General features: G+C 47.4%; 24 protein-coding genes. 2 read left to right on the forward strand and 22 right to left on the reverse strand.

Annotated features, from left to right (window positions below; all coding sequences use genetic code 11):
- Positions 1 to 202 precede the first annotated feature (202 nt).
- From Selli1_RS03155 to allE, 22 genes are all read right to left on the reverse strand, one after another.
- Positions 203 to 982, reverse strand: a complete 780-nt coding sequence (locus tag Selli1_RS03155) for a hypothetical protein (protein ID WP_138373343.1) — start codon at positions 980 to 982, stop codon at positions 203 to 205.
- Between the two features lie 167 nt (positions 983 to 1,149).
- Positions 1,150 to 1,512, reverse strand: a complete 363-nt coding sequence (locus Selli1_RS03160; RefSeq protein WP_138373344.1) for a hypothetical protein — start codon at positions 1,510 to 1,512, stop codon at positions 1,150 to 1,152.
- Positions 1,513 to 1,664: 152 nt separating this feature from the next.
- On the reverse strand, positions 1,665 to 2,330 hold the full coding sequence (locus Selli1_RS03165) for a zf-HC2 domain-containing protein (RefSeq protein WP_087255508.1): 666 nt from the start codon (positions 2,328 to 2,330) through the stop codon (positions 1,665 to 1,667).
- 6 nt (positions 2,331 to 2,336) lie between these two features.
- A complete protein-coding gene (locus Selli1_RS03170; protein ID WP_195481779.1) occupies positions 2,337 to 2,507 on the reverse strand; it encodes a sigma-70 RNA polymerase sigma factor region 4 domain-containing protein in 171 nt (56 codons plus the stop codon).
- A 62-nt stretch (positions 2,508 to 2,569) separates the two neighbouring features.
- The gene (locus tag Selli1_RS03175; RefSeq protein ID WP_138373345.1) at positions 2,570 to 2,905 is read right to left on the reverse strand and encodes a hypothetical protein; all 336 of its coding nucleotides are present in this window, start codon (positions 2,903 to 2,905) and stop codon (positions 2,570 to 2,572) included.
- Positions 2,906 to 3,224: 319 nt separating this feature from the next.
- Entirely contained in the window at positions 3,225 to 5,222 is a 1,998-nt protein-coding gene (locus Selli1_RS03180) for a beta-galactosidase (RefSeq protein ID WP_138373346.1), read from the reverse strand.
- 126 nt (positions 5,223 to 5,348) lie between these two features.
- Positions 5,349 to 6,014, reverse strand: coding sequence for a potassium channel family protein (locus Selli1_RS03185; protein ID WP_087169070.1), 666 nt, complete (start codon positions 6,012 to 6,014; stop codon positions 5,349 to 5,351).
- 20 nt (positions 6,015 to 6,034) lie between these two features.
- A complete protein-coding gene (locus Selli1_RS03190; RefSeq protein WP_330677465.1) occupies positions 6,035 to 7,327 on the reverse strand; it encodes a TrkH family potassium uptake protein in 1,293 nt (430 codons plus the stop codon).
- A gap of 42 nt (positions 7,328 to 7,369) precedes the next feature.
- Positions 7,370 to 7,828, reverse strand: coding sequence for a hypothetical protein (locus Selli1_RS03195; RefSeq protein ID WP_087169068.1), 459 nt, complete (start codon positions 7,826 to 7,828; stop codon positions 7,370 to 7,372).
- Positions 7,829 to 7,992: 164 nt separating this feature from the next.
- Entirely contained in the window at positions 7,993 to 8,517 is a 525-nt protein-coding gene (locus tag Selli1_RS03200) for a nitroreductase family protein (RefSeq protein ID WP_087169067.1), read from the reverse strand.
- 24 nt (positions 8,518 to 8,541) lie between these two features.
- Positions 8,542 to 9,522: an electron transfer flavoprotein subunit alpha/FixB family protein gene (locus Selli1_RS03205; RefSeq protein ID WP_281872288.1), complete on the reverse strand. Its 981-nt coding sequence runs from the start codon at positions 9,520 to 9,522 to the stop codon at positions 8,542 to 8,544.
- Positions 9,522 to 10,316, reverse strand: a complete 795-nt coding sequence (locus tag Selli1_RS03210; RefSeq protein ID WP_087253780.1) for an electron transfer flavoprotein subunit beta/FixA family protein — start codon at positions 10,314 to 10,316, stop codon at positions 9,522 to 9,524. Before Selli1_RS03210 ends, Selli1_RS03205 begins: the two co-directional genes overlap by 1 nt.
- Positions 10,317 to 10,395: 79 nt before the next feature.
- Positions 10,396 to 11,553, reverse strand: coding sequence for an NAD(P)/FAD-dependent oxidoreductase (locus tag Selli1_RS03215; protein WP_087169064.1), 1,158 nt, complete (start codon positions 11,551 to 11,553; stop codon positions 10,396 to 10,398).
- A gap of 28 nt (positions 11,554 to 11,581) precedes the next feature.
- Complete coding sequence (locus Selli1_RS03220; RefSeq protein WP_087169063.1) at positions 11,582 to 12,823, reverse strand: Zn-dependent hydrolase; 1,242 nt, start codon at positions 12,821 to 12,823, stop codon at positions 11,582 to 11,584.
- A 137-nt stretch (positions 12,824 to 12,960) separates the two neighbouring features.
- Positions 12,961 to 14,625 carry a PucR family transcriptional regulator gene (locus Selli1_RS03225; protein WP_087169062.1) on the reverse strand — a complete coding sequence of 555 codons (1,665 nt, stop codon included), beginning with the start codon at positions 14,623 to 14,625 and terminating at the stop codon, positions 12,961 to 12,963.
- A 171-nt stretch (positions 14,626 to 14,796) separates the two neighbouring features.
- A complete protein-coding gene (locus tag Selli1_RS03230; protein ID WP_087169061.1) occupies positions 14,797 to 16,035 on the reverse strand; it encodes a M20 family metallo-hydrolase in 1,239 nt (412 codons plus the stop codon).
- 19 nt (positions 16,036 to 16,054) lie between these two features.
- Positions 16,055 to 16,258, reverse strand: coding sequence for a hypothetical protein (locus Selli1_RS03235; RefSeq protein ID WP_087169060.1), 204 nt, complete (start codon positions 16,256 to 16,258; stop codon positions 16,055 to 16,057).
- Between the two features lie 13 nt (positions 16,259 to 16,271).
- Entirely contained in the window at positions 16,272 to 17,882 is a 1,611-nt protein-coding gene (locus Selli1_RS03240) for an L-lactate permease (RefSeq protein WP_087169059.1), read from the reverse strand.
- 15 nt (positions 17,883 to 17,897) lie between these two features.
- The gene (arcC, locus tag Selli1_RS03245) at positions 17,898 to 18,833 is read right to left on the reverse strand and encodes a carbamate kinase (RefSeq protein WP_087169058.1); all 936 of its coding nucleotides are present in this window, start codon (positions 18,831 to 18,833) and stop codon (positions 17,898 to 17,900) included.
- A gap of 28 nt (positions 18,834 to 18,861) precedes the next feature.
- Positions 18,862 to 21,867: a bifunctional FdrA/YlbE family protein gene (locus Selli1_RS03250; RefSeq protein WP_087169057.1), complete on the reverse strand. Its 3,006-nt coding sequence runs from the start codon at positions 21,865 to 21,867 to the stop codon at positions 18,862 to 18,864.
- A 14-nt stretch (positions 21,868 to 21,881) separates the two neighbouring features.
- Positions 21,882 to 22,934, reverse strand: coding sequence for an ureidoglycolate dehydrogenase (gene allD, locus Selli1_RS03255; protein ID WP_087169056.1), 1,053 nt, complete (start codon positions 22,932 to 22,934; stop codon positions 21,882 to 21,884).
- Between the two features lie 316 nt (positions 22,935 to 23,250).
- Entirely contained in the window at positions 23,251 to 24,039 is a 789-nt protein-coding gene (allE, locus tag Selli1_RS03260) for a (S)-ureidoglycine aminohydrolase (RefSeq protein ID WP_087169055.1), read from the reverse strand.
- A gap of 302 nt (positions 24,040 to 24,341) precedes the next feature.
- Here allE and Selli1_RS03265 point away from each other — a divergent pair, with 302 nt between their 5' ends.
- Together Selli1_RS03265 and Selli1_RS03270 are read left to right on the forward strand one after the other, a co-directional pair.
- A complete protein-coding gene (locus Selli1_RS03265) occupies positions 24,342 to 25,325 on the forward strand; it encodes an Rpn family recombination-promoting nuclease/putative transposase (protein WP_087169054.1) in 984 nt (327 codons plus the stop codon).
- Positions 25,326 to 25,357: 32 nt separating this feature from the next.
- Positions 25,358 to 26,212 (forward strand): alpha/beta hydrolase, encoded by an 855-nt coding sequence (locus Selli1_RS03270; protein WP_087169053.1) that lies wholly within the window; start codon positions 25,358 to 25,360, stop codon positions 26,210 to 26,212.
- Positions 26,213 to 26,217: the final 5 nt, after the last annotated feature.

A 26,217-nucleotide genomic window follows, 5' to 3' on the forward strand; every position in this document is an offset into this window, starting at 1 on the left:
CACCCCGGTATATCCAGTATCTACCAGCAAATCTTAATCCTCTATTAAGAAAATTTCGTTTTCTTTTATGATCTGCACATATTTTAGACACATTTTCTGGTTATACTAAGAATCAGATAGTTGATAAACAAATCACTATCTCCCCCCTCATAAAGTAAGGCACTTCAAAGTGCCGCACTTTACTCTCATTCCTTTAGATAACTTATAAACAGCGAAACCCGCCAACCTTTAAGGTTAGCGGGTTTTCGCTGTTTATATCTTCACTGGAAGTCAATCGCAGCACATCTATAAATTCTTCTGCTGTATAAATTCTGTTTTCTTCTAATTGTGTCATGACGTTGTTGGCCGAAATCGGAATCATATATTCTGCGTCTGCTGTCTCGATATAAATTGCATATGTATTATATTGATACAGAACAACTGTTTTTGCATCTTTGATTTCTTTCTGCCCTCTCAGTTCTTCCTGACCGTTTACAAGTGCGTTTAACTCTTCCATATCTGTCAGGACTTCCTGCTTTTCTTCCATTTCTCCATAGGCGACTAATTCAAAACCTCCCTGCTCCTGATAAAACAAGGTCAGGCCGACCAGTTCATTCTGGCTGTTGCTGAGCGGTACCTGTAATACATATTCTTCGGATATATTATCCTTAAACGTGCCATTCTGGTCAAATTCACGAATAACGTGTTCACTTTTTAATGTGTAAACTTCATACGCTTTTTTCGGTTCAAACGCCAGGCCCTCATAGAGTTCCACGGAATTTTCTTCTCCGGTATGTGATGTTGTAAGATTTCTCTGTATTTCAGCAATCATTGTTTCTGATTCGGGCGAGCGAAAAAAGGACTTCATCTCTTTTGCTTCCTTTTTCAGTCCCGGTGCAATTTGGCTTTCAATCGGACTTTTTACCCCTGTCACAACTGTTCCTGCCAATACTGCCAGAAAGATTCCTGCTGCGCATCCGGAAAGTACGGTTTTCTTTAACATAAAAACAGCCCCTCTCGTAAAAGACCCCCCCGAAGTTGCCGCTTCGAGGGTCGTATCTGTTGCTAAAACTTGAACAACTTGTATTTCTGCTCTTTTATCCATTGTACCATACGCACTGTGTAAGTACAATGTTCATCCGCTGCCTTTTCCATTTCCAACCGTAGCTTTTATACTACAATGGCATGTACAATATGTACCACAATCAGAAGGCAGAGCAATACTGAAAGTACTCTGTGGATTTTGATCCAGTTTCTGGTCTTCATCTTGCCTTTGAACGCCGAGAAAATCAGAAGAATCAACAGGCAGAGCCATGCCGGCTTTCCGCTCATCATCGCCGGGTTGTTTCCGGAGAGAATTCCGTGGACAAGTGATGTCACAAGGAGGAGAATCCCATAGATCGTGTGGGGCTTTAAAACCGCCTGAATCATCTGGTGTCCTCTTGCCGCACCGCTTTTCCGAAAGGGTGCCATAATACAGAGGATCAGCAGTATCAATGAAATAACAGTCATAATCAGATTTAATATTGTCATAGTACCTCCTGCAAGTCTTTTCTTGGTTAGCAATAACTAACCAAGAGTTTACAATATATCTACAGGATTGTAAAGTACTTTTTTCGTCTGATCTTTTACTCTATTTCATCTTTTGTCCGCCCTTCTGTTCCCAACGACCGGGCGGACATTCTCTATTCAGAGAATGTCCGTTCCGGATTGTTTGCCAGCGCTTCTTTTGCCAGTTCCTGCATGGAGATTGTTTCTGTCTTATCTTCATACCGGATGGTCAGCACATCATCCTCGTCAATTTTTGTGCTTTTTCCGTTCAGCCCCATCACGGTATTTTTATCAATAAATGTATAGCCATAATAGGCGGATTTCTGATATACCTTTTTCAGCGGATTGCGGTATCCTTCTGTAATCACAATCGTATTTTCCTCGTTTTCATCTGCCTCTACATAGAGGACTGTGTCCTCCTGTGGGGTGAATCTTAATGTTGCAATGCTCCCCGAGGCTTCCACGCTCATCTTGACATCCGAGGAATCCGCAGTCCATGTGCGGCCATAGTACCACGTTCCTACTCCGAAGAGAACCACACAGACCAGTACCGCAGCTCCAGCCGCTGCCGCAATCCTCTGCTTTACCCTCCGGTTCAGCTTTCGGAATGGCCGGATGGCTTTCTTGTTCTTTTCTACAGAAGCCTCTGATGAAAGATCCGCCTGCATTTCCTTCAGATATTCTCTGCATTCTGCACAGCTTTCCAGATGTTCCTCAACCAGTCTGTTGCTCTCCTGGCTTGTCAGTCCATCAATATAACTCGGCAGTAAATCCCTGATTATTTCACAATTTAATTTCATACTTCATCATCCTTTCACAAGTTTTTGTTTCGCCCGATAAAATGTCACTCTGGCCCAGTTTTCGTTTTTCCCGAAGATGTCTCCGATCTCCCGGAAGGAAAAGGCTCCTGTAAGCCTGAGAAACACAACCTCCTTCGCAGTCTCGTCCAGAATGTGCACTTTCCTGAACAGTTCCATCTTCTCTTCCCTGATAGAGACAGTCTCGGACAGATCTGCGCCGGAGGAGGCAAGCTTTTCATTTAATTCACTGGTGCCTTTCCGCCTGCGCCTCGCCAGTTCCTGATACCAGAGATGTTTCGCGATCTGACACAGCCAGGTGGAAACTTTGCATCTTCCCCCTCACCTCCTTTGTGCCCATATATCCGAAAAAGGATGATTTCGTTACATAGATTTTTCAATTTTATTAAAACATGTGAATGCGTCCTGCCCCCTGCAAGCATTCCTCTACGGTTACAAATCAAGTTTTTAGCTTCAAAACCTGATTTTATTGAAGCTGGTACGGTTAAAAACAAACTTATTGCTCCCTCATCCGTATTTTTTACCTGGTCTCTACGGTTGCAAATTGATTTTTCCATATTACAACCGTATTTTAGGTGCGGTTTGTACGGTCAAAAATATATTTTCTTATATTTAAACCGTATCCCGATCCAATTTACTACGGTTACAAATCCATTTTCTATTATTCGCACCGTATTAGAACTTGCTTTACTACGGATTAAAAAAAGAAATTCCCATTTATAACCGTATTCGGACCTGATATGCTACGGAGAAAATAGAGTTTCTTTCATTTTTAACCGTCCCGGCCATACAGAACCGGCAATGTCCTGTCATGAATCCTGAGCAAATTCCGGAAAATTCGACTTGTTCTGTTGTCGTATATAAAAACGCTTTCATCTACGCTTCCTCCAGTATTTTCACATCCCAGTCCGAAAGACAGATTGGCTCCCCTTTCCGGTATGATTTCCCGGTCAGCAGATCTACGGCATTATCATACGGGCAGAGAATTTCCTGTTCCTCTTCGCTGTAATGCAGCAGATAATGAATCTGTTTCCCTTCCCGGTTCACTCCGCTTCTTACTGTCACCGGCCAGGCCAGTTCCGGGCAGAAGATTCCGGCGGATTTTGCTGCCTTCCGGTACAGTTCTTTCAGCGTTTCTTTGCAGGTCCAGCATCCCATATAATATGCATGTCCTTCTCCAAACGTGTGATGCGTCATTCCCGCGTACCGGCCCCAGTATTTATGCTCATAGTCCGCCATGCTTTCGGCTCCCTCCATTTTCAAAAGTTCCGCGAAATACCGGACCTCCTTCCCTTTCAGCCGGGTACGCCCGGGCTCGGTGAACTGATTGTAGCTCATTCCAAAGCATTCGTGCAGGATATGCGGTGCCTTGTCATGGTACACTCTGAGGTACTCATCCGCCACAAAGGATCGGAAAGAGCTGACCAGAACGCCTCCCTTTCTGACAAATGTCTCCAGCTTTTTCAGCATCTCCTCCGGCACACTGTAAAGCGTCGGCGTCACAATCATCCTATATCTGGACGGGTCCAACGCCCGGACATCCACCACATCGCACTCCAGATTCATCTCATAAAGGCTGTCATACATCCACCTTACAACGTCGTTGTAACTGAGATCCTTATCAATCGGGAACCAGTTCAATGCTGACATCGAATGGTTGTCAATTACAAGGGCAATCTCGTTCTTTTTTTGCAGTCCGTTGATTTTTTCTCCCAGTTTTGACCATTCTTTTCCAATAACAGCGGCTTCTTCGTAGACCGGATTCGTGTCCAGATCATGGCTTAAAACTCCCCGCCAGTATGTCTCATATCCGCTGTGAATGGAGTGCCAGTTCCAGTAAAGTGTTCCGATGGCACCGGATGCCAGATGGCTGTATGCCTGAAGTCTCAGCTGCCCCGGATACGGCGTCCAGTATTTAAAAGCCTGTGCCTGACATTCCAGAACAAGATATCCGCTGTCTTTGAGACTTCGGACCGAATCTCCGCCAAAGGCCGTCTCTGCTCCGGTCAGATCGTCCTGTGTCGGATGGTAAATATCCGTACCTGCAAGGGTCAGCGCTTTTGCTGCCTCATAATGGTTAATGTCCGGCTGCACCCCGTAGGAATAGCCGTCCTGCGCGATATCGGCCCCGAATTTCTTCCATTCAAAATCCAGATTGTGGGTAATGAACTGATCTTCCCGCTTGTATTCCCGGATCAGATCCGCCTGCCACATCAGATAATCCGCTGCCATCTTTCTCTGAAACGCAGAAAACTCAGAGGCAAGACCGCCGTTGATACAGCCTCTCATGTCGGGGAAATCCTCCCAGTTATGAATCGAGTTGCTCCAGTATGCAAGTCCGAAGGCCTTGTTCAGATTCTCCGTGGTTTGAAATTTTTCTTCCATGGCCTTTCTGAATGCGGCTTGTATCTCCCTGCCCATATTTCCGTAGTGTTTTGTCTCATTATCAATCTGGAATCCTATTACCGGTCCGGCTCCGGCCGTATGTTCCGCCAGCTTTCGGATAACCCGCTCTGCGTGGCATCGGAAGGTCGGATTGAGGAGATTGAAAATCTGCCTTCTTCCGTAGTAAGACTCTCCCTGTCCGGTTTCTACCAGTACACCCGGATCTTTCCTGCAAAGCCATGACGGTACCGCGTAGGTCGGTGTCCCGATAATCACTTTCATTCCGGCTTTACCGGCTTCTTCTATAACCTGGTCGATATAGGAAAAATCAAATACACCATCTTCCGGTTCCAACGTGCTCCATGTAGATTCCGCAATTCTCACCACATTCATTCCCGCTTCTTTCATCATCCGGATATCCTCTTTTACTCTTTCATACGGCATGTACTCCGGATAGTATGCAGCGCCAAACAAGATTTCCTTTTCCATCGTCTGTTTCACTCCTTTCATTCCTGCTTTCTATTATATAGAAATCAGCTCACAATGCACCTCTTTTTTGACTGTTCTGCACATCGAAAAAGGCTCTCCTGTCAGGAGAACCTTTTATCTTATCTGTTAAAGCTGATTTTCAAAAGCGTCGATATCTTCGACCTTTCCGATTACAGAAATGATATCGCCTTCTCTGAGAGTGTCTTCCGGGTGGATCTCTATCGTTGTCTTATTCTCTCTTTCCAAAGCGATAATATTCAACTGATAGTGTTTCCGAAGAGCAAGTTTTTCAATACTCTTTCCGCTCGCGCTTCCGGATACACGTACCTGCCGGATCTCTACGCTGTCATTCAGATGGATGAAGTCCAGAAAATTATCGGAAATCAGACGTTTCCCGAGGAAATATGCCATATCCTTTTCCGGATAGACAACCTCTGCACCGATCTTTTTCAAAACCGCTCCCTGTTCTGTACTAAGCGCCTTGGAGATCACTCTTGGTACTCCCATCTCAATGACACTAAGTGTTGTTAATATTCCAACTCCTACATTCGTACCAATGCAGACAATTACCACGTCACAATTCTGGATGCCCGCCTCCCGAAGGCTTTCTTCATTCAAATTGCTTGTCACAAATGCATAATCCGTGTACGGTCTCATTTCTCTTACTTTACTTTCATTTTCGTCAATAACAATGACATCTTTCTCGCCTTTTGCAAGCGTCATGGCAAGCGCCATACCAAAACGTCCCAGCCCGATCACTCCAAAAGTTTTTGCTGATGCTTTCTTTTTCATCTCTATTTTATTCCTTTCTCTTAACCAACTGAAATCTGTTCTTCCGCATACCGGATATTCGGCTCCGGCCGGTTTACCCACATGGTGATCAGGGTCATAGCTCCGAGTCTTCCAATAAACATGACAAGGATAATGATCAATTTCCCCGGATCACTCAAATCCGGCGTAATGCCGGTAGAAAGTCCTACGGTACCAAACGCCGAAATCACTTCAAAAAGGATTTTCATAAAGTCGATATCCGGCTCAATAATGCACATCAAAAATACCGCTACGACCACGACAATTGCAGAAAGCAGTGTGATCGCATACGCCTTGCTGACATTCTGTTTTGAGATGCTTCTCTTAAATGCGCCAACCGCACGTTTTGAAAACATACTCCGGACTGCCTGTGCAAGGGTAAAGAATGTACTCGTCTTGATACCGCCTCCGGTTGATCCCGGAGAAGCACCGATAAACATCAGAACACAGAGGACAAAGAGTCCGGCTGTGCTGAAGCTTCCGATCGGATATGTTGAAAAACCTGCTGTTCTCGCCGAAACACTGTGAAACAACGCGCCAAGCCATGTGATGTGCTCGGTCAGCTTTAGCAGGACTGTCCCTACAATAATCAGGACAATACTTGTTGTCAGTACAACTTTTGAATGAAACATAAGCTTCTTGAATTTTCTCTGCTTCAGAATATCCATAATGACAAGGAAACCGATACCGCCAAAGAAAATCAATCCGCAGGTGGTCAGATTCAGCAGGACATTCTCCTGATACGGGATCAGATTTCTCAATCCGCCCAGAATATCAAATCCCGAATTGTTAAACGCCGCAATGGAATGGAATACACTGATTCCAAGGGCATGAAGTGTCGGATAATCCTGACTGAATACGATAAAGCTTAAAATTGCTCCCAAACTTTCAAAAAACAACGTCGTCAGAAGAATCGCTTTTACAAACTTCACAATTCCACTGTAGGTATCCACATTAAGTGCCTCTTTGATCAGTGTCCGGCTCCTGTAGCTGACGCGGTGTCCTACCGCGATCATAACTCCGACTCCGACAGATGTCACTCCAAGACCTCCGATCTGAATCAGCAGTGCTACAACAGCCTGTCCAATCGCAGTAAAATGATCTGCCGTATCAATGGCTATCAGTCCGGTTACACAGACTGCGCTCGTGGATGTAAAGAGTGCGTCCACAAATGTCACTGTCGCCCCGTCCTTCACGGAACACGGAAGCAAAAGCAGCAGAGCTCCAATGAAAATCACAATGGCAAACCCTGATGTGATGACAAGCCCCGGTGACTGACGCTTTATAAAATTCATAAACCGTTCCATGGTTTTCCCTTAATTCCTTTCACGTCTTCCTTATATTTTTGAACTGTCCTGGAACGAAAGCAGAAGCCTCCGTGCGGAAGTTCTTTTCTTGCCGTCCTTGTCTTTCTGCACTGACAGTTCATAAAGGAACCGTGCCATATAAACTACCTGAAGGAGAAGACCTCCCAGATAATGCCGGTTTTCAAAAATCCGGAACAATGCAGCAGCCGACCCGGCCAGAAAGATCGTGGAAAGTGCCAGTCCTCTGGCCGCTTTCTGTTTTCCACTTCTCAGATACTTCCACATAATTCCGGCTTCTTCTCTGTTGGCGTCCGAATCAGGATGGCTTTTCTTCTCGTGTGCTGTGAGTGTCTGCTTCTCCGGTTTATTGACAAAAAGATGTCCGGCATACGCCGGATCCTCCGCAATGACAGAATGGAAATCGGTCAGGGTAAACCCTACCAGGATGATACTGCAGACAAGCACTATCACCTTCTTGACCAGATCCATATTCTCCACCGCCTTTCACCTTGATTTCTCTTCTTGTTTATAACGAAATTGTCCTAAACATATCACGAAAAATACCGTTTGTCAACCGCAAAAAAACGCAAAAAAAGCGGGGTGGATTTATACAGTTTTCTGTACAGATCCACCCCGCATGACACCGGGTTTTATCAGAATTTTCCGTAGTGAATCTTCTCTGTCGGAAGATCACTTAACTCATAAGGTTTCTTTTCCTCCGCCGGCACTCCGACCGTAAGAATCGCCTGAAGCTTGTAGTTTTCCGGATATCCGAGAATATCCCGTACAAATGCTTCCGTGTCTCTTCCGTCCTCTGCTTTTCTGAGTCTTCCCTGTACCCAGCAGCTGCCAAGTCCCAGTGCATGAGCCATCAGATGCATGTTGCTCATCACTGCGGAGCAGTCCTCGATCCAGACATCTGATGCGTCCTCATTGCCGACTACCACGATAGCGCAGGCTGCTTCTTTGAGCATCTTCACAGATCCTGCCCGGCAGTCGGACATTTTCTGCAGGACATCTTTATCTGTCACGACGATAAACTCCCATGGACGAATTGCTTTTCCTGACGCGGAAAGCATTCCTGCCTGAAGGATTTTTGTGATGTCTTCCTCAGATACCGGCGCATCGCCATAGCTGCGGATGCTGTGTCTTGTTCTCATTAATTCTAATAATTCCATTTGTCTCACCTCAGTTGTATTGTACTACAGTTTCAGATAATTTTCCAGAACCTCACGGAGATCGGCTACCATTCCATAATCAGCCACTTTGAAGATCGCCGCATTCTCATCGGTATTAACTGCAACAAAAAGTTTGGTATCCTTGATACCCTCTGTGTGCTGGATTGCTCCTGATACACCAAGAGAAATACAGATTTTCGGACGGATTGTCAGTCCGGTCTGACCGATCTGGTGGTCAAACGGAATTGTCTCTGTATCTACCATCGGACGGGTACCGCCGATAGCAGCTCCAATCTTATCCGCAAACTGTTTTACAAGTTCAAAATTATCGTCTTCCAGAGTTCCTCTTCCTCCTACGACAACAATCTCCGCGGAGAGAATGCTGTCTGTAGAATCTTCCTGAGGCAGAATTTCCGCGATCTCAATTCTGGATTCCGGGATCTGAATATCATCCATGTAGACAACTTCCGCGTTTCCCTCTGACTTTTCCGGGATTGTGTAAACACCCGGACGTACTGTCATCATCTGAGGATAGTATCCGTCTCTTGTAACGATGGTAACAAAAACGTTTTCTCCATAAGATGGTTTGTTCTGTTTAATATAGTAGGCTCCATCCTCTTTTGTGCCCACCAGCAGCTCTGTACAGTCTGCGGTCAGTCCGCAGTTTAATTTCATCGCTACTCTTGAGAATATGGAACGTCCTGCCGGTGTCGCCGGAATCAGAACAGAAGACGGATCTATCTTTCTGATCATATCAGCAAGTACCTGACTTGCAGCATCATCCTGAAAAAGGATATCATGATCTGTCTTTACAGCGTATATTTTCTCTACGCCAATATTTTTTAATTCTTCAATAATACCGTCGCAGTCCTTTGCCACAACAACCGCGCTGATCTGCTCTTTTGTTGTTTCCTGAATCAGACGTGCCGCGGAGACAAGTTCTGCAGAAGCCGGCTCTAATTTTCCATTATAATTTTCTGCGAAAATACAAATTCCATTAGCCATTATAAATTTCCTTTCTCCTCATCGATCAGGTCTTTCAGTTTCACAGCCAGTTCTTCCGGTGTTCCGGTCAGCATTTCTGCCATTCTTCCTCCTGTCGGTTCGAAGGAATCGATGACTGCTGTCGGAGAACCTTTAATTCCGACCTGGTCCTCCGGAAGATTCAGGTCCGCGTTAGTATAGACAGCAAGCGGTTTGTTCTTTGCCGCTCTTGTACTACGAAGTGTAGCAAGTCTTGGCACATTGCATCCAAAGTTTACAGACAGTACTGCCGGCAGCGAAGTACGTACAAGGAAACGTTCCCCGTATACTTTTTTCACCGCTTCGATTTTGTCCGGAGCAGCTTCATCATACTTGATGCTTTGAATCTCACAGATGTGAGGAATTCCAAGACATTCCGCAACCATTGCTCCAACCTGACCTGTTGCTCCGTCCGCAGACAGAGCGCCGCCAAGAATCAGATCGAACTGTCCATATTTTTTGATTGCTTCGGCCAGTACTCTTGCTGTCGCAATCGTATCGCCTCCTGCTACTACCCTGTCTGTGATCAGGCAGCTTTCATCACAGCCGTGTGCCATTGCCTCACGAAGTGCCTTTTCGGCATCCGGAGGGCCCATCGTGAAAACTACAACCTTTCCGCCTGTCTGCTCTTTGAGCATCATGGCTTCTTCGATTGCATTTAAGTCAGCCGGATTGATCATTCCCTCTGCACTTGCACGGATGAGGGCATGTGTCTCCGGATCTACTGATACATTGTTTGAAACAGGTACCTGTTTAATAAGAACCGCTATATCCATGTTTTCCTCCTGAAATTTTCACAGCAGTCCGGCCGCGAAGAAACTTCACTGCCGGACTGCACCAGATTTTTATCTAAAATTAAAGCAGACGTTTGAATGCCCAGTCTTCCAGTAACGGAGTGGACTCGCCGCGCATAATCAGTTTTGCAAGATCACGGCTTGCTGCCGGTGCTTCGATGACACCATTTCCGCCGTAGCCTGTAGCAAGGATGTATCCTTCTACCGGAGTTTCTCCAAGAATCGGAAGGAAATCCTTCGGCTCTGCACGGTAAGACAGCCATGATGATACAAGACCGCTGTCTACGATTCCAGGAACTTTTACTTCAAGCTGATCAAGCAGGAAGTCGATAAAGTAATCGTCTGTTCCGCCTGTTTCCGGAAGTTTATCCGGATCCCACTGTCCTGCATGCATCGGATTGTTCAGATCCATGGAGAGGTGGGATTTGCAGATAAAGATGTTGTCTCCCGCTCTTAAAGCATAGAATTCCGGATATTTCAGTACCGGGAATGTGTAGCTGAGTTTCTTTCCAGGAGGGCAAAGGAAGAATGCCTCGGCTTTTGTATGCCAGATCGGTACATCCAGACCTACAAGTTCCCCTGTAAATTTGCTCCATGGTCCTGTACAGTCTACAACATAGTCAAATTCATATTCTTCGCCTTCGCTTGTCTTTAATCCTTTGACTTTATTGTCTTTCACAATGACTTCTGTCACTTTTACGCCGGTCTTGATCACTCCGCCGTTTTTCTGCAGTTTCTTTGCATAAGTGTTGGAGATCATGGTTCCGTCAAAGTAGCCGTCATCCTGTGTATATCCGGCTCCAAGAATATTTTCTGTGGAGATGTCCGGAAGAATCTCTTTGATTCTGTCTTTATCTGTGATATATTCACCTGAATATCCTGCTGCTTTTGCAAGTGCGATACCGGTTTTGATTGTTGCTTCTACCTGCTCGTTTGTAGCGACAACGAGTGTGCCGGTCTTGTCAAATCCAGCGGATCCTTTTTCTTCCGCTTCCATTTTCAGATAGGATTCAAATCCGTAAAGTCTTACGTCCCAGTATCTGTTTTTCAGAGAGTCATCAAAAAGACATACTGTTCCTGCGGATTTAGCTGTGGAAGCTCCGCCGATCGTAGCTTTTTCAAATACGATCACTTCCGCGTTGTCATAGAGGCTTAAATGATAGCCCAGACATGTTCCGGAAATTCCTCCGCCGATGATTCCAATTTTTTTCTTCTCCATAAGATGTTCTCCTTTCTATTCTTTTTCATTACATTTTCATATTGTCTGCTTCTAAAACAGTTTCCAGTAATACATTACAGCCGCGTCCGATATCTTCTTCTTTTGTAAATTCATATCTGGAATGGCTGATTCCTTTTTCGCTCGGCACGAAAATCATGCCCGTCGGTACGAACCCTGTCATCAGCAGGGAATCGTGGAATGCTCCGCTTGGGAGCACCGTGTACTTCGTTCCGGTCCGTTTCACGGCCCGCTCGATCGCGCCTTTGACCGCCTCGTGCATCGGGGCCGGCGCGTGGTAGGAAATCGGGGAAACGGAGTAAGTATAGCCTCCCTCTTCACAGATCTCCTTCAGATATGCAAACATCTTCGTCTCGATCTCTTTCATAACTTCCGCATGCTGATCCCGGATCTCCAGCTGGAATGTGCAGGTACCCGGCACCACATTGACAGAATTCGGTGTCACCCGGATCGTCCCCACCGTCGCTACGGTGTATGGGTTGCCGCAGGCCTTCACGGTCTTCGGCACTTCTGCGATAAACTGCGATGCTGCTACAAGGGCATCCTTTCTGTCCTCCATCATCGTACTTCCTGCGTGGTTTGCCTCGCCTGTGATAGTCACCTCGTACCGGCTCACGCCTGCAATGGAGGATACGATTCCTACCGGAATCTGGTTTTTATCAAGGGTTCCTCCCTGCTCAATGTGAAGCTCGATAAAGCAGTGAATGGACTTCGGATCCCGTTTTGCCTCCGGAATACGTTCAATGTCAATTCCGCAGCTTTCAAAGACTTCCCGTCTCGTTCTTCCGTCCATATCCAGATCATCCGGACTGATATCCAGCTTTTCTCCGCAGATGGCGCTGCTTCCCGTCAGGCCGCTTCCAAATCGGAAGCCTTCCTCATCGGTAAAGACGATGACTTCCAGCGGATGGCGGAGCATCTGTCCCGCCGCTTTGAGTGTCTCACATACGGCAAGCCCTCCCATACATCCGACTGCTCCATCGTACTTTCCTCCGTCCGGCACCGTGTCCAGGTGGGAGCCGACAAGAATCGCCGGCAGTGACGGATCGGATCCTTCCATGCGGGCAATCAGGTTGCCTGCCTCGTCCACCCGTGTCGGAATTCCAAGTTTTTCAAACCAGCTCCGGAAAAGTGCTCTTCCTCTTTTATCCTCTTCGGAGTATGCCATTCTTGTAAAAGTGCCGTCCGGCTTTGCACCGCACTGATAGATTTCGTCCAGATGTTCCATGACTTTTTTTACATCAACTTCCACGTAATCCCTTCCTTTCCGGCTCTTCCTTATGAGATCAGTATAGATAATTATTTAACAAATTACATCGGCGGAAGATGATAAAAAAAAGATGGCAGTTTATCCAGATTGGATAAACTGCCTAAAAGCATCTTCTTCTTTTACTTTTTGTTGTAATTTTCTATCATTTTGCAGACGACCAGTCCGATCCGGACGGCAAGCATCTCATTGGCATTGTCAAAATCCATGCCCGTGATCCGGGCGATCTTCTCGATCCGGTAGGCCGCGGTCTTGTAATGGACGTAAAGCTCCTGCGCGGTCTTGGAAAGATTCTGATTATTTTTCAGATACGATTTCAGTGTAATAATCAGATCCTCCTGCTGCGGCTTCTTATATTGAAGCAGCTTCTGCAGTGACTCCGGTATATATTCCATAAGCGTCTGCGGATCATCCAGCTGGCAGAGAAGCTTAAAGATTCCAAAATCGGAAAACATCATGACAGAAGCATCCCCGTCGCCGGAAATATCTCCTGCGATGTCGATGAAGGAGAGCGCATCGTCCGCCTCCTTGTAGGATTCCGGAAGGTTTTCAATCCCCTTTACGATCCTTCCGACGCCCGCCCGGACGCTTAAATTCTTATTCTGATACTTCATCTCCGCCTGCACTCGGCTGAGGATTTCCTGCATCTCTTTTCTGCATTCCGCCTGGGTTTTCGTCGGATCTGCCTCCTTGATGGCAACAATCTTATCCAGATCCCGGTGAATCTTCAGATCCGGAAGACACCTTCTGACCGCTTCCTCGAGACAACTGACATGCATCAGCTTTTCATTGATGTCTTTCTGTGAATGTCCCTCATTTTTTGTGCCAAAAACAATCACCCGGTAAGTTCCGTCCTTGTCCATCTGAAGAAGTCCTGCGCTTTTCTCCATCTCCGCCTCGGACGTTACCTTGCCGTTGAGAATATTATTCAGGATATCATTCTGGAACTTCTTCTCCAGTTCCTGGATGGCGAACTGTCTGGAAAACTCGTACTGAAGCGCCACAATGGCATTTTCGATAGCAATGCAGTCCATCTTTGTAAACGGTGCTGTTCTCTCCGTCACTACCAGATACATCTGAACACCCACATTGAGCCGGATCCGGATCAGATACTGCACTTCCTCGCCTTCCTGTCTCCAGTACTGATAGTTGGTCAGCACTTCCGGATCATAGTCCTGAAGATTTTCAAGAAACTCCAGATCTTTTGTCTCACCCGACGTAGACGCATAGCAGGTCCGGTTCTGGTTGTAGAGAGCCACCGGATTACGGATCAGCTTTTCCAGCATGTCGAGGATGTCCCGGATCATACTGTCTGAGCCGCTGTTTCCAAGAGTCAGCGCCGTAAAGTTGTCGTGGGTCGTCTTGAAATACTTTAACTGCGTGACTTCCTCATTGAACAGATGCTCCATAACGATGGCCAGAATCTTCTGAAACGAGATTCCGAACGGAACATCCAGAAGCGGGATCTGGTTTTTCCTTGCGTACTCCTGTAAAAGCTGGATCTTTCTGTCCGCCTGCTCCACAAGACGTCCCCTCTTTACGATCAGCCCGCTGATTTTCTTTTTCCGGAATTCTGAAATGTAATTCTCAAACTCTTCTATGCTGCAGGATTTGAATGCATAAAGTCCCGTAAGCAGAAGTTCACCTCCGTTGATAAACTTGACGATATCCGGTGCTTCGATAATCGTTACCCCTTTGATTTCATTTTTCAGGCCCTGCTCCCCGCAAAGCAGTTTCATCTCTCTGCACTCTTCCGTCCGCAGGAGATCTTCTACTGTAAATCCCATGATTCCTCATCCGTTTCTTTTTCGTAATATCTACAGTATAGCATGCTTTCACCAGTCATGAAATACCCTGCTTCCCCTTCTGTCCACTCCCCGGAACAATGGTTGCAAAAAGCCGCGCCACAGAACATCCTGCAGCGCGGCCGGTGTGGCTTGGGTATTTTTCTGCTATGCTTATGCAAGCAGCTTTTCGGCAAGCTCTGTCATAATCGTGGAAGCTTTTGCAAAATCGCTGTATTTTGTAAATTCTACCGGGCAGTGGCTTCTTCCTTCTTTGCTCGGTACAAAGAGCATCACTGTCGGAAGCACCTGACCGATTTCCAGTGCGTCATGTCCTGCACCACTTGGAAGATATTTGTAGCTGTATCCATGTTCCTTGCAGCTTTCTTCCATGATGCCGAGCATGTCTTTGGAAAGGTCAACCGGTGTGATAACCAGTTTGGTTTCGATATCGTAGCTTCCGCCCATTGCCTTTACCTCACGGTCCAGTGCTGCACGGATGCGGTTTGCGATATCGTTGATATTGTCATTGTTCTTGGAACGGATGTCCACTGTAAACTGGCATTCTTCTGCCACAATGTTCATTCCGCCCGGTACGGTGTTGATATATCCGACTGTGGAAACGGTACCGTCTGCTTTTTCTCTTGCCCAGTCAGCAATCTTGGAAATTACTTTTGTGGCAGCATCCACAGCATCCATTCTCATATCCATCGGTGTGGTTCCTGCATGGTCGGATCTTCCATGTACAGTCACCATGTAACGCTGGATACCTACGATACAGTCAACCAGTCCGATTTCGATGTTCTCAGCATCCAGAACCGGTCCCTGCTCAATATGGGCCTCAAGGAAGTATCCAATGGATCCGTCCGGCCATTTTGCGTCCTCGATCTTCTCCGGATCCAGTCCGTAACCTTTCATTGCGTCATAAATGGAAACGCCATCGGTATCTTTAAATTTCTTACAGTACTCTACATCCCGGTGTCCGAGCATTGCTCCGGATCCGAAGTAGCCGGTACCGAAACGCATTCCCTCTTCATCGCAGAATCCGACAACAGCAAAGTTTCTCTTTGGCTTGATGCCTTTTTCCTTTAGCTGTCTTGCAACTTCGATGGCACAGATGACGCCGGCGATTCCGTCAAAGTTTCCTCCGTTTACAACCGAATCATAGTGCGATCCCATCATAACGCATGGAAGTGACGGGTCTTCTCCTTTCATGATTCCGATCACGTTTCCTGCTGCATCTTCACGGACCTCCAGTCCGGCAGCCTCCATCAGCCCTTTCAGGTACTCAGCCGCGTCTCTTGCCTCCTTTGTGAAAGGAAGTCTTGTACAGCCTTCGCCAGGTGTGGCTGTGTACTGTTTCAGGTGCTCCAGATTTTCTGCAATTCTTCCTGTTACTTCTTCAATTCCCATAGTGTGTTACCTCGCCTTTCTATTTATTTTTAAAACGTGCATACAGATGTCCTTCGATCGGGGAATACAGCATCGCCGCCGCTGTCATGATAAATCCGATCAGACATAGGATGTCATTCTCTAAATGAAGTCCTGTCAGCATGAGGACAAACGCCGCCATGATGACACAAAACGCGATTGTAAGTCTTCCTGGTCTTGTCTGAAAAAATCCTTTCTCTTCCATGTGATCCTCCTTCTTACAGGCTGGTCAGTGCCAGTACAAAGACACCGATCATCAGCGCTGCAGGCACCGTGATAACGATAATTTTTCTGAGTACCTTTCCTTCGCTTCCAAGTATGTTGGCTGTTGTTGTACCAAGCACGATGTTGCTTGGACTGATGGCGCTTCCGATCGAGCCGCCGGATGACTGTGCACCCAGAACAATGGACGGATCGACATTCAGAAGGTTCGCCGTCGTAGACTGGAAGCCTGCGAACAGGATATTGGAACTCATATTGCTTCCGGTCATAAATGATCCGAGAAGACCGATAAACGGTGAAAGGATCACGTAAACTTTTCCGAGCACGCCTGCGATTCCATTTGCGAGGACTTCGGTCTGTCCGGTTCCTGCCATAATCTTTGACATGATGACCAGTCCGATGATCGCCATGCCGGACGGCATCGTCATGGAGACTGCCCTGACAAAGATCCGGCCGATTCCGCCTTTCTGGATCCACCCTTTTTTCTTATAGTAGATCATTCCGATTACGGCCGATACAAAAAGGAACATACTCGCATGGGTAAACGGTGTCCATGGTGAGAAACTCTCCACTGCCTCGTTCACATATCCATATCCGGTCACGGTCTCCGGGAAGGAGAATCCGATCTGCACCTTGCTGAGGAGGGTATGTACCGGCTCCACTAAAAGCACAACCAGCGCGATCACGGATAAGAGGATGTACGGCACAAATGCGTGCAGCAGTGTCATACCTTCCGGTTTTTCCTCTGTTTCCTGTGTATCTTTTCCCCGCTCCATAACCCGGCTGTCCTCCACGCTCCATTCCTTTCGGAACGCCGGAAGCCTCCCGAGCAGCAAAATGGCGATCAGAGAAATGCAGGCCGGAACAAAACATGCGATTGTCGTGTTGACCTGGGTCAGCAGAAGTTCTCCGCCTCCCTGTATTACCGAAAGCAGAACCACGGCCAGAAAGCCTTTGCGGATCGCCTTGCCTTTTCCATAAAACCAGCAGATTGTCATACCGATGATCATGTTCCAGAACCAGATAAAGAGTGCGGTCCAGAATGCGGTAATCAGATATTCCTTACTTCCCGCGCTGAGTCCGGCGCTCATGGCGAGGGCATCCCACGCCGCCGCCAGAGTCCCGAAGGTATTGCCCCAGGACTGTCCAAGAAGCGGAATGATAACCGCCCACATCGGCTTGACTCCAATCCCGATCAGAAGCGGAGCGCCGACTGCCACCGGCACGCCGAATCCTGTGATCCCCTGGAGGAAACTTTCAAAGATCCATCCCATAGCCAGGACTAAAAGCAATTCGTTTGGAAGGAGCTTTCTCATACCGTCCCGGATGACGAAGAAGGCCCTCGTCTCGTTCCCGACCTGATAGAGAAGGACTGCCGTCCATACAATGATCAGAATGGTCAATGCATTCCAGATTCCCTTGCTCCCCTCCGATACAATCACTTTCAAATCTGCCTTATAAAATACGATTCCCGTGAATACGGTAATGGCAAGTCCGACCGGAGCTGCGTCTGTCGCTCCCCACTGAAACTTGATCATCAGCACAAGCAGTACGATGATCGGCAGACATGCCAAAACCCACATAAATAGATTTACTGGTATATTCATACTATCTCTCCCGATTTACATATGAATGACTGTACCCGTCTTTCCCGCGATTCCGTCCGCTGCCTTCTCAAGCAGCGTAATCAGTGTTCTTCTTCCCTCTCCGGACTCGGCAAAACGCACCGCCGCTTCGATCTTAGGAAGCATGGAGCCTTTTGCAAACTGCTCCTGTGCAATGTATTCTTTCGCCTGTTCTACCGTGAGGTCGGACAGCCATTCCTGATTTTCCTTTCCAAAATTGATGGCAACCTTTTCCACCGCGGTCAGAATTACAAGATAATCTGCCCCGATTTTGGATGCCAGGAGGCTGCTTACATTATCCTTATCGATGACTGCGCTCACACCGACAAGTTTTCCTCCTTTGTTAATCACCGGGATGCCGCCTCCCCCGCAGGTAATGACAATGTGCCCTGCGTTCATCAGCGTCCGGATGGTCTCCAGCTCCCGGATTCGTTTCGGCATCGGGGAGGCTACCACCACGCGGTAGCCTCTGCCTGCATCTTCCATGCAGCGGATCCCTTCTGCCTCTTTTTCTTTTGCTTCTTCTTCTGTCATAAATCTTCCGATCGGCTTGGAAGGATGTTCAAATGCCTCATCCTGCTCATCGACTTCCACCTGGGAAAGAATGGTGGAAACCTTCATGTCAAGGTCTCTTCTGTAGAGCTCGTACTTGATGGCATTTTGCAGGTCAATTCCAATATATCCCTGGCTCATGGCCACGCTCGTCGGAAGCGGAACTTTCTTGGATGCCGCCAGATCTTTGTCAAAGTTATCCATTGCGGTCTGTATCATTCCGACCTGCGGTCCATTCCCGTGTGTCACGATCAGATGATAGCCCTGCTGCGCCAGATCGACGATGACCTCCGCCGTCTTCGCAACCGCCTCTTTCTGCTCTTCCACGTCATTCCCCAGAGCGTTTCCGCCCAGGGCAATCACAATCTTTTTGTTTTCCACGGCTTCCTCCTTTTCCGGCTGTTATTCTTTATGAAGTAAAGCCCAGTTTTTCTGCATAAGCTTTGACCGCTTTTTCAAAACACTCGATCGGCGGATGAACTGTTCCGGCTCCGATCTGTCCGTATCCGGCCACTTTATGCGCGATTCCGGTATTGATTACCGGTGTAATTCCTTTTTCTACAACAAGTCTTGCATCGATTCCAAGACAGATTCCCTGGAAGTTCCAGTTCGGAATGATGAAGTTCGGGTTCCGGTCGATGGTAATTTCTGTCATCTCCGTACTTGTACGCAGAGCGTCCTCATAGCCGCCTGCTCCGACAAATCTTGTTACGGCAGGAGCCGCGATCATTGCCATACCGCCGACACCGAAGGTCTCTGTGATGGCACTGTCTCCCATATCCGGGCACGCGTCTTCTCCGTCGTATCCTGTGAAGTAGAGTCCCTGCGGAGTATTCACCGGTCCGGTAAACCACTGATCTCCCATGCCCGCGATCCGGATACCGAATTCGTATCCGTTCCGGCACATTGCTGTTACGATTGTTCCCTTCTGGATCGTCCGTGCCGCATCCATTACAGCCTTTCCTGTGGCCATCATGATGTTCAGGAAGAACTGGTCTGTATCGGAAAGGAACTTGATGACATCGTAGCGGTCCTTCTCGTCCATCTCCATCTTCGTGATGGTCGGCGCTACTTCTTTTAAGAAGGCAAGGGACGCTGCAATATTTCTCTGGTGGAATTCATCTCCCATGGCAATCGCTTTTGCGATCAGCGGATTAACCGCAATGCCGCCAAGCTCGCGTATTGCCTTTCCAAGTGTCGGTCCCAGAATATCTCTCATCCAGCGGAGACGTTCTACGACTTCCTCGGAGTATGCTCCGAAACGGAGTACTTTTCCGATTCCTTCGTTCATGGTGCAGTACGCTTCGTTTCCGTCTGTCATGTTCTTTACAACAAACACTGCCATGTTCGGGGATGTAATACCGCCCATCGGTCCCACCGCATTGACATGGTGGCATGGCATAAATTTGATTTCTCCGGATTCCAGAAGCTTTCTTGCGTCCGCTTCGTTGTCCGCCCATTCCTCAAAGAGGACAGCTCCCACACAGGAACCCTGCATCGGGTCCGGCATGTTTTCATATGCAACCGGAGGGCCTGCGTGAAGGATGACTTTTCCTTCATTCAGCTCCGGAATCACATCTTTTGCTCTTACGTTGTCGATGATCACCGGCTGGCTCGCTACTACTTTTGCGATCACTTCCCGGTTTGCTTCATCGATATCCAGTCCGTCATAGTGGCGCAGGAAATTCAGGATTTTGATCAGTTCCACATTTCCTCCTGCCGGCGGATTCCAGTCATACTGTACGACTTCGCATCCAAACTGCTCTGCCACTTCCGCAAAGCTCTTGAGTCCGATGTTGATGATCTTCGGTTTCTCAGAAAGGAGAGTGCGAAGCTTCTCAGACGGCTCTGCCTTCGGTGCATCTGCCGCTTCTTTCGGGCGTACTTCCTTCACCGGCTCTGCGAAATCTCTTCCGATGGCACGGATTGCCGTACGGCACGCCAGTTTATTATTTTCACAGACAATCACGCCTGCTTCTTTTAATTTATTGACTGCATCGTCATATCCCTGATAGTCTCTTCTCGTTCCGCAGACAGTAGCGATGAAGAATACCTTTCTTCCGGCAGCTTCTGCCTTTGCTTTGAGCTCTTTGATCGTCGGAAGCAGGGCCCCTGCCATATCCTCGTGAGAACCATATCCAAGCATGATGTCCAGAAGAACGGCTCCTGTACTTTCATCATCGACCGCTTCCTGCATACATTCGATTCGTTTTGCAGGGTCGATCATCGGATGCGGTTTACCCTGTGTATAAGCATCATCGCCCAGATCCACAACAACATTGCCGTCAAGCTGAAGCATATATCCTTCGATATCTTCCGGCGGTACTTTCACGTCAAGAGCATCTTTGATCAGCATTGCAGCTTCATTTGCAAGCGTTCCGCCTGAATAGTATGCCTTGATCGTTTTCTTGTCCTCTGCTTTGTAGAAGGTGCTCTCATCTACATCCGCTTCTGCTTCCGGAATTTCTTCTCCTCTCACCAGACCGACTGCAAGTCTTGCGGCCTCATCCAGTGTATAGGCATGGTAGAAGTTCTCCTCATGATATTCCGGCTTTTCTCCTACAAACAGCGTTACAACCGGTTTGCTAAAGCTGCTCAGTCTTGCGGAAATCTTGTCACGCACTTCTTTTGCCGGCGGCTTGGAAACGATGATGACAACCTTTACCGTATCGTCATCTTCCATGGCGTCGATCATATCCATCATGGTAATTCCGCCTACTGCAGCATTTAGGTCTCTTCCGCCGATACCAATCGCGTTGGTCACACCTTCACCCAGACGGTCAATAATCGTTGTCAGCTCCTGGATTCCGGTTCCGGATGCTCCGATGATACCGATGGAACCCGGTGCCACATTATTTGTAAATGCAATCGGAACGCTCTGGATGATACCTGTACCACAGTCCGGTCCCATCACAGCCAGTCCCTTTTCATGTGCTTTCTTTTTCAGTTTGACTTCGTCTTCCAGTGTCACGTTGTCGCTGAACATAAAGACATTCATGCCTTCGTCAAGCGCACGGTCCGCCTCCAGGGCTGCATACGCTCCCGGAATGGAGATGACTGCCAGGTTTGCATCCGGAAGCTTGTCAAGCGCCTTGTCCCAGGACTTCACACTCTCAGATTCCTTCTTGCCGCCGCTCTTTGCAGACTGCTGACGGAAGAACTCTTCTGTCTCGTCCATGATCGTATCCAGAAGGCTTTCATCATCCACGTCCGCAACAACTACCATGTCGTTTGCGGTCGCTTCCATCAGCTCTTCGGTATCCAGGCCGCTCTGTTTGAAGATATCTTTGTTGGCAGGAGTCGCCATCATGATGGAGACCTTCTTCACTCCGTCCAGTGCCGAGATCTTGTTCGTCAGAAGCATCAGCACAACAGAGTCATGATAACTGCCCTTTTTCACTACTGTTTTTAACATGTTTCGTATCTCTCCTATTCTGCAAATCTGTTTTTATGATCGTATCTGTTATAGTGAATATCGTCGCTCTTGAGATATTCATAGATTGAATCTACAATCTCTACTCCGCCGGTCTCGTACGCTTTTTTCTTTCTGATCTGCGCGCGCTCGCCCGGATAGTAGACCTTGTCATATCCTTCCGCTACCGGCATTGCGTTCAGCTCATCGCATGTCGCGGACATGTTCTTTTTGAACTCTTCCAGTCCGACAAACCGTGCCGGGTCCATGACGATGTGCATCTGTCCAAGTTCTCTTCCCTTGGAGCAGTCATGGTACATGGAGCTGACATGTTTTCCGAACGGAACACCTGTCATGATTCCGGAGAATACGTCCACCATCATCATCAGGCCGTAGCCTTTTGCTCCGGCAATCGGAAGCAGGGCGTTTACCTTGTTCGGATCCGTCACCGGATTTCCCTTCTCATCTACTGCCCAGTTATCCGGGATGGATTCTCCTCTGGATCTCTTGTCCAGAATCTTGCCCCACGCCTGTACGGTGGTTGCCATATCAAATACAACGATCCGGTCGTCTGCTGTCGGTGCCGCGAAGGAAATCGGGTTGGTTCCATAGTAAGGCTCCGTTCCTCCCGGAGGTACTGCCATCGGGTCTGACTGACAGAAAGAAATCGCCGCCAGATCCTGTTTTGCAGCCATCTCTGTGTAGTAACCGATGGAGCCGCTGTGGGAAATGTTGCTGATTCCGATCACTGCGATTCCGTTTTTCTTCGCCATCTCGATGGCCTTGTCCATCGCTTCCTTGGCAGCCGCATAACCGCATCCATTGTCCCCGTCAAACATTCCAGAACACGGTCCTGTCTCCTTGAATGTGAAATGCGGATTTGCTGTAATTCCGCCTTTTGCGATTCTCTCGCTGTAGTACTCCACACGTACCGCTCCGTGTGAATGATAACCCCTCTCATCTGACCATGTCAGAATTTCTGCTGCAATCTCTGCATGCGCTTCGTTCAGGCCCGCATTCATCAGTTTGTTTTTCATCAGGCCTTTCAGTTCTTCCCTAGATAGTTTCATAGATTCATCCTCTCCTTAATCTTTATTCCCTTCTGAGATATGTTAGTTTTATTATCCCAATTTGCGGCTCTCTTTTCAAGCAGATAACTAGATAAACTGAAATTTCATTTTTATCTATTTTTGTGCATTTTGTCTGTTTTTTGTCAATTTCAGCCGTCCTTCTGTGCAAAACAGCAGAAAGCCCGCTGTCAGGCATGTCAAAAGGCTTTTTCCCGGTCCGGAATAATGAAACCGGCATTATCCAAACTGGATAATGCCGGTCTCTGCGCAAACAAATCTATTTAAACTATTAGGGAATCGTCTGTTCCGGTACTGCCTAGAGCTGTACGTCTCTGTTGCAGTCTTTGGAGTAGATGTAGATCAGATCTTCATCCTTGCCTACTCCGTAGCATGCCTGCGGGCAGTAGCAGTCCATGAATACATAGTCGCCTTTCTTTAACGGAATCCAGTCATCTCCGATCCGGTACATTGCCTTGCCCTGAAGGAAGTACATACCATGCTGCTGGATATGTGTCTCGATGTATCCGTGGGATCCGCCCAGTTTGAATTTCAGAAGATGCATGTTCATATCAAAACCGAAATCTCCTGCTGCCGGAAGGAAATCCTTGCTGTGGCAGTTTTCCATTCCTTCGTATGGCATCCACGGTGTGTCATTGATATTTGCGACAACAGTGTGTGCGCTGTATCCTTCTACTGCTTCGTATCTACGTTTGTATGCGAAAAGTTTAGCGTCTTCTTTTCCTTCGTTTTTAATTGCGATCGTGTTGCTTGCAGGGGAGTAAATGTATCCGCCCTCTGTCAGAGTTGCTTCCTCATCTGCATTCTTTACTGTAATGCTTCCTTCGATCACATAGATGAAAGATTCCAGTCCTTCTCCGCCGAATGCCGGGTTGCCTCCATTTTCATGTACAGTGATCAGGTAATCTGCAAATGTCGCTCCCATTGCCGGGGATCCGAGGATCGTCACGTCACAGTTTTCATATCCCGGGATTGCGTTCTTTACGATTCCGTCCGGCTCGATCACAGCATAGCTTCCCATCTTTACAACGGATCTTGTATTCAGAAGATCTTCACGATATCCTGTCTGACCATTTAAATAGCTCATAACATTAACCTCTCTTTCATTTTTAATGACCGTTCAGTCTCTATGTCTTTATTATTGCAATTTCATTTCTCTTTTTCAAGCAAAATATAGGATAAAATCCCTCTATTTTTTTATCCATGTTTCCCCTGTTTTTCTCCTGTATGGGCCGGTGTTCTTCCAATTTGTACCGGAAAGTGTTGATTTTCACAGTTTCTACTGCTATACTAGGGGCACATTCTTTCCCGCCTTTTCCTACAAGGCCGGGACACTTCTTGTTATCTATTGATTCAATTCTATTTTCAATTCAAAGGGGGCTTCTGCCTATGAAGAAAAAACAAAGAAAAATCACATCTAAAACTAAAAAACGGAACCGGTCTCTGGGCAAACCTGTCAACCGGAAGTACAAAGATACTCTTTTTCGTATGATTTTCCGGGACAGACACAATCTCTTATCCCTCTATAACGCATTAAACCACTCTTCCTATACGAACGAAGAAGATCTTGAAATCACCACTCTGGAAGACGTCATCTATGTAGGAATGAAAAATGACGTATCTTTTCTCTTTTCCAGTACTCTGAATCTGTACGAACATCAAAGCACCTTAAATCCCAATATGCCAATCCGCGGCCTGTTTTATATGGCGCGAATTTACCAGAACTATATCAAGAAACACGGACTGAATCTTTACAGCACACGACGGATTCCTTTACCCGTACCGGTATATGTGGTATTCTATAATGGACAAAGCGAAGAATCGGAATACCGGGAATTAAACCTTTCAGATTCCTTTATGAAATCTGCGTTTGCGGGACAGGCGGCACTGGAATGCCGGGCACTGATGCTCAACATCAATCTTGGGCACAATCAGGAACTTCTCGAAAGCTGTAAAGTTCTATGGGAATACTCCTACTTTATAAATGAAGTAAGAGAGAACCAGAAACAGGGGCTTGCCATAGAAACAGCGGTCCAGGAAGCGCAGAAAAGCTGTATCGAAAAGGATATCCTGAAGGAATTCCTGGAACAAAACAGCGCGGAGGTGAGCGATGTGATCCTGGAAGAATTTGATCAGGAAAAATATGAGGAAGATCTTCGGCGGGAAAGCTGGGAGGATGGCAGAATCGCCGGTATGGAAGAGGGTAAAAGTATCGGAAGAGAAGAGGGTAAGACCATCGGAAGGGAAGAAGGCAAAGCATTGGAAAAGAAAGAACTGCTGGTCAATCTGTACCGTAAACATTTGCTGACTTTGGAACAGGCCGCAGAGGAATATGGTACAACAACAGAAGAATTCCGAAAATTTTTATTGTAAGAGAACAACAAGAAAGACGAGGATCGTAGATTATGATGCTGATGAAAGAATTTGAAACAAAAGACAGTGCTTTTCCGGTACGGGCCATTCTGTATGAAGACCCGACTGTCACTCCGAAGGCATGTATCCTGTATTTTCATGGAGGCGGCCTGCTTTACGGCAATGCCGAAGACCTGCCGTCCCTGCATCTTCGTACTCTTACCGGAGCCGGATACCCGGTTGTCTCTTTTGAGTATCCTCTGGCCCCGGCCGCGAAGCTGGATACCATCCTCTCAAGTGTCACAGATTCCATCAATCATTATCTGCGCCACTGGGAACAGTATGTGCCGAAAAAGCTTCCGTACATCCTCTTTGGACGTTCCGCCGGAGCTTACCTCTGTCTGATTGCGGCGGCCCACGGGAATCCGGATGAGAAACCTGCCGGAGTTCTTTCTTACTATGGATATGGATTTCTCTGTGACAACTGGTTTGACTCCCCGAGCCCTTACTATCAGAATCTCCCTGCCGTATCTGCATCATGCCTTGACGCTGTTCCGCAGGAAATTCACTGCTCCGGAGATCTTAGTACCCACTACAGTGTCTATGTTTACGCCCGCCAGACCGGAAACTGGAAATCCCTCGTCTATGAGGGCCGGGAGAAGTTCTTCTACCTTGACTACTCTCTTCGTACCAGTGACACACTCCCATGTCCGCTCTTTGCGGCACACAGCACAAACGATCCGGATGTACCGTACTCAGAATTTCTGGCACTGTGTGAAAAATATCAACCGGCACGTTTCATTTCCGCCGGAAACGTCCACGACTTTGACCGGGACGAGGAGGCGCCGGAAACATCCCGGCTTCTTGAAGAAACAGTGAAATTTCTGGATGAAATTATACAGAGTTAACAGTG

Origin of the sequence: Sellimonas catena (assembly GCF_027924685.1) — a bacterium.
GTDB classification, from domain to species: domain Bacteria; phylum Bacillota; class Clostridia; order Lachnospirales; family Lachnospiraceae; genus Sellimonas; species Sellimonas catena.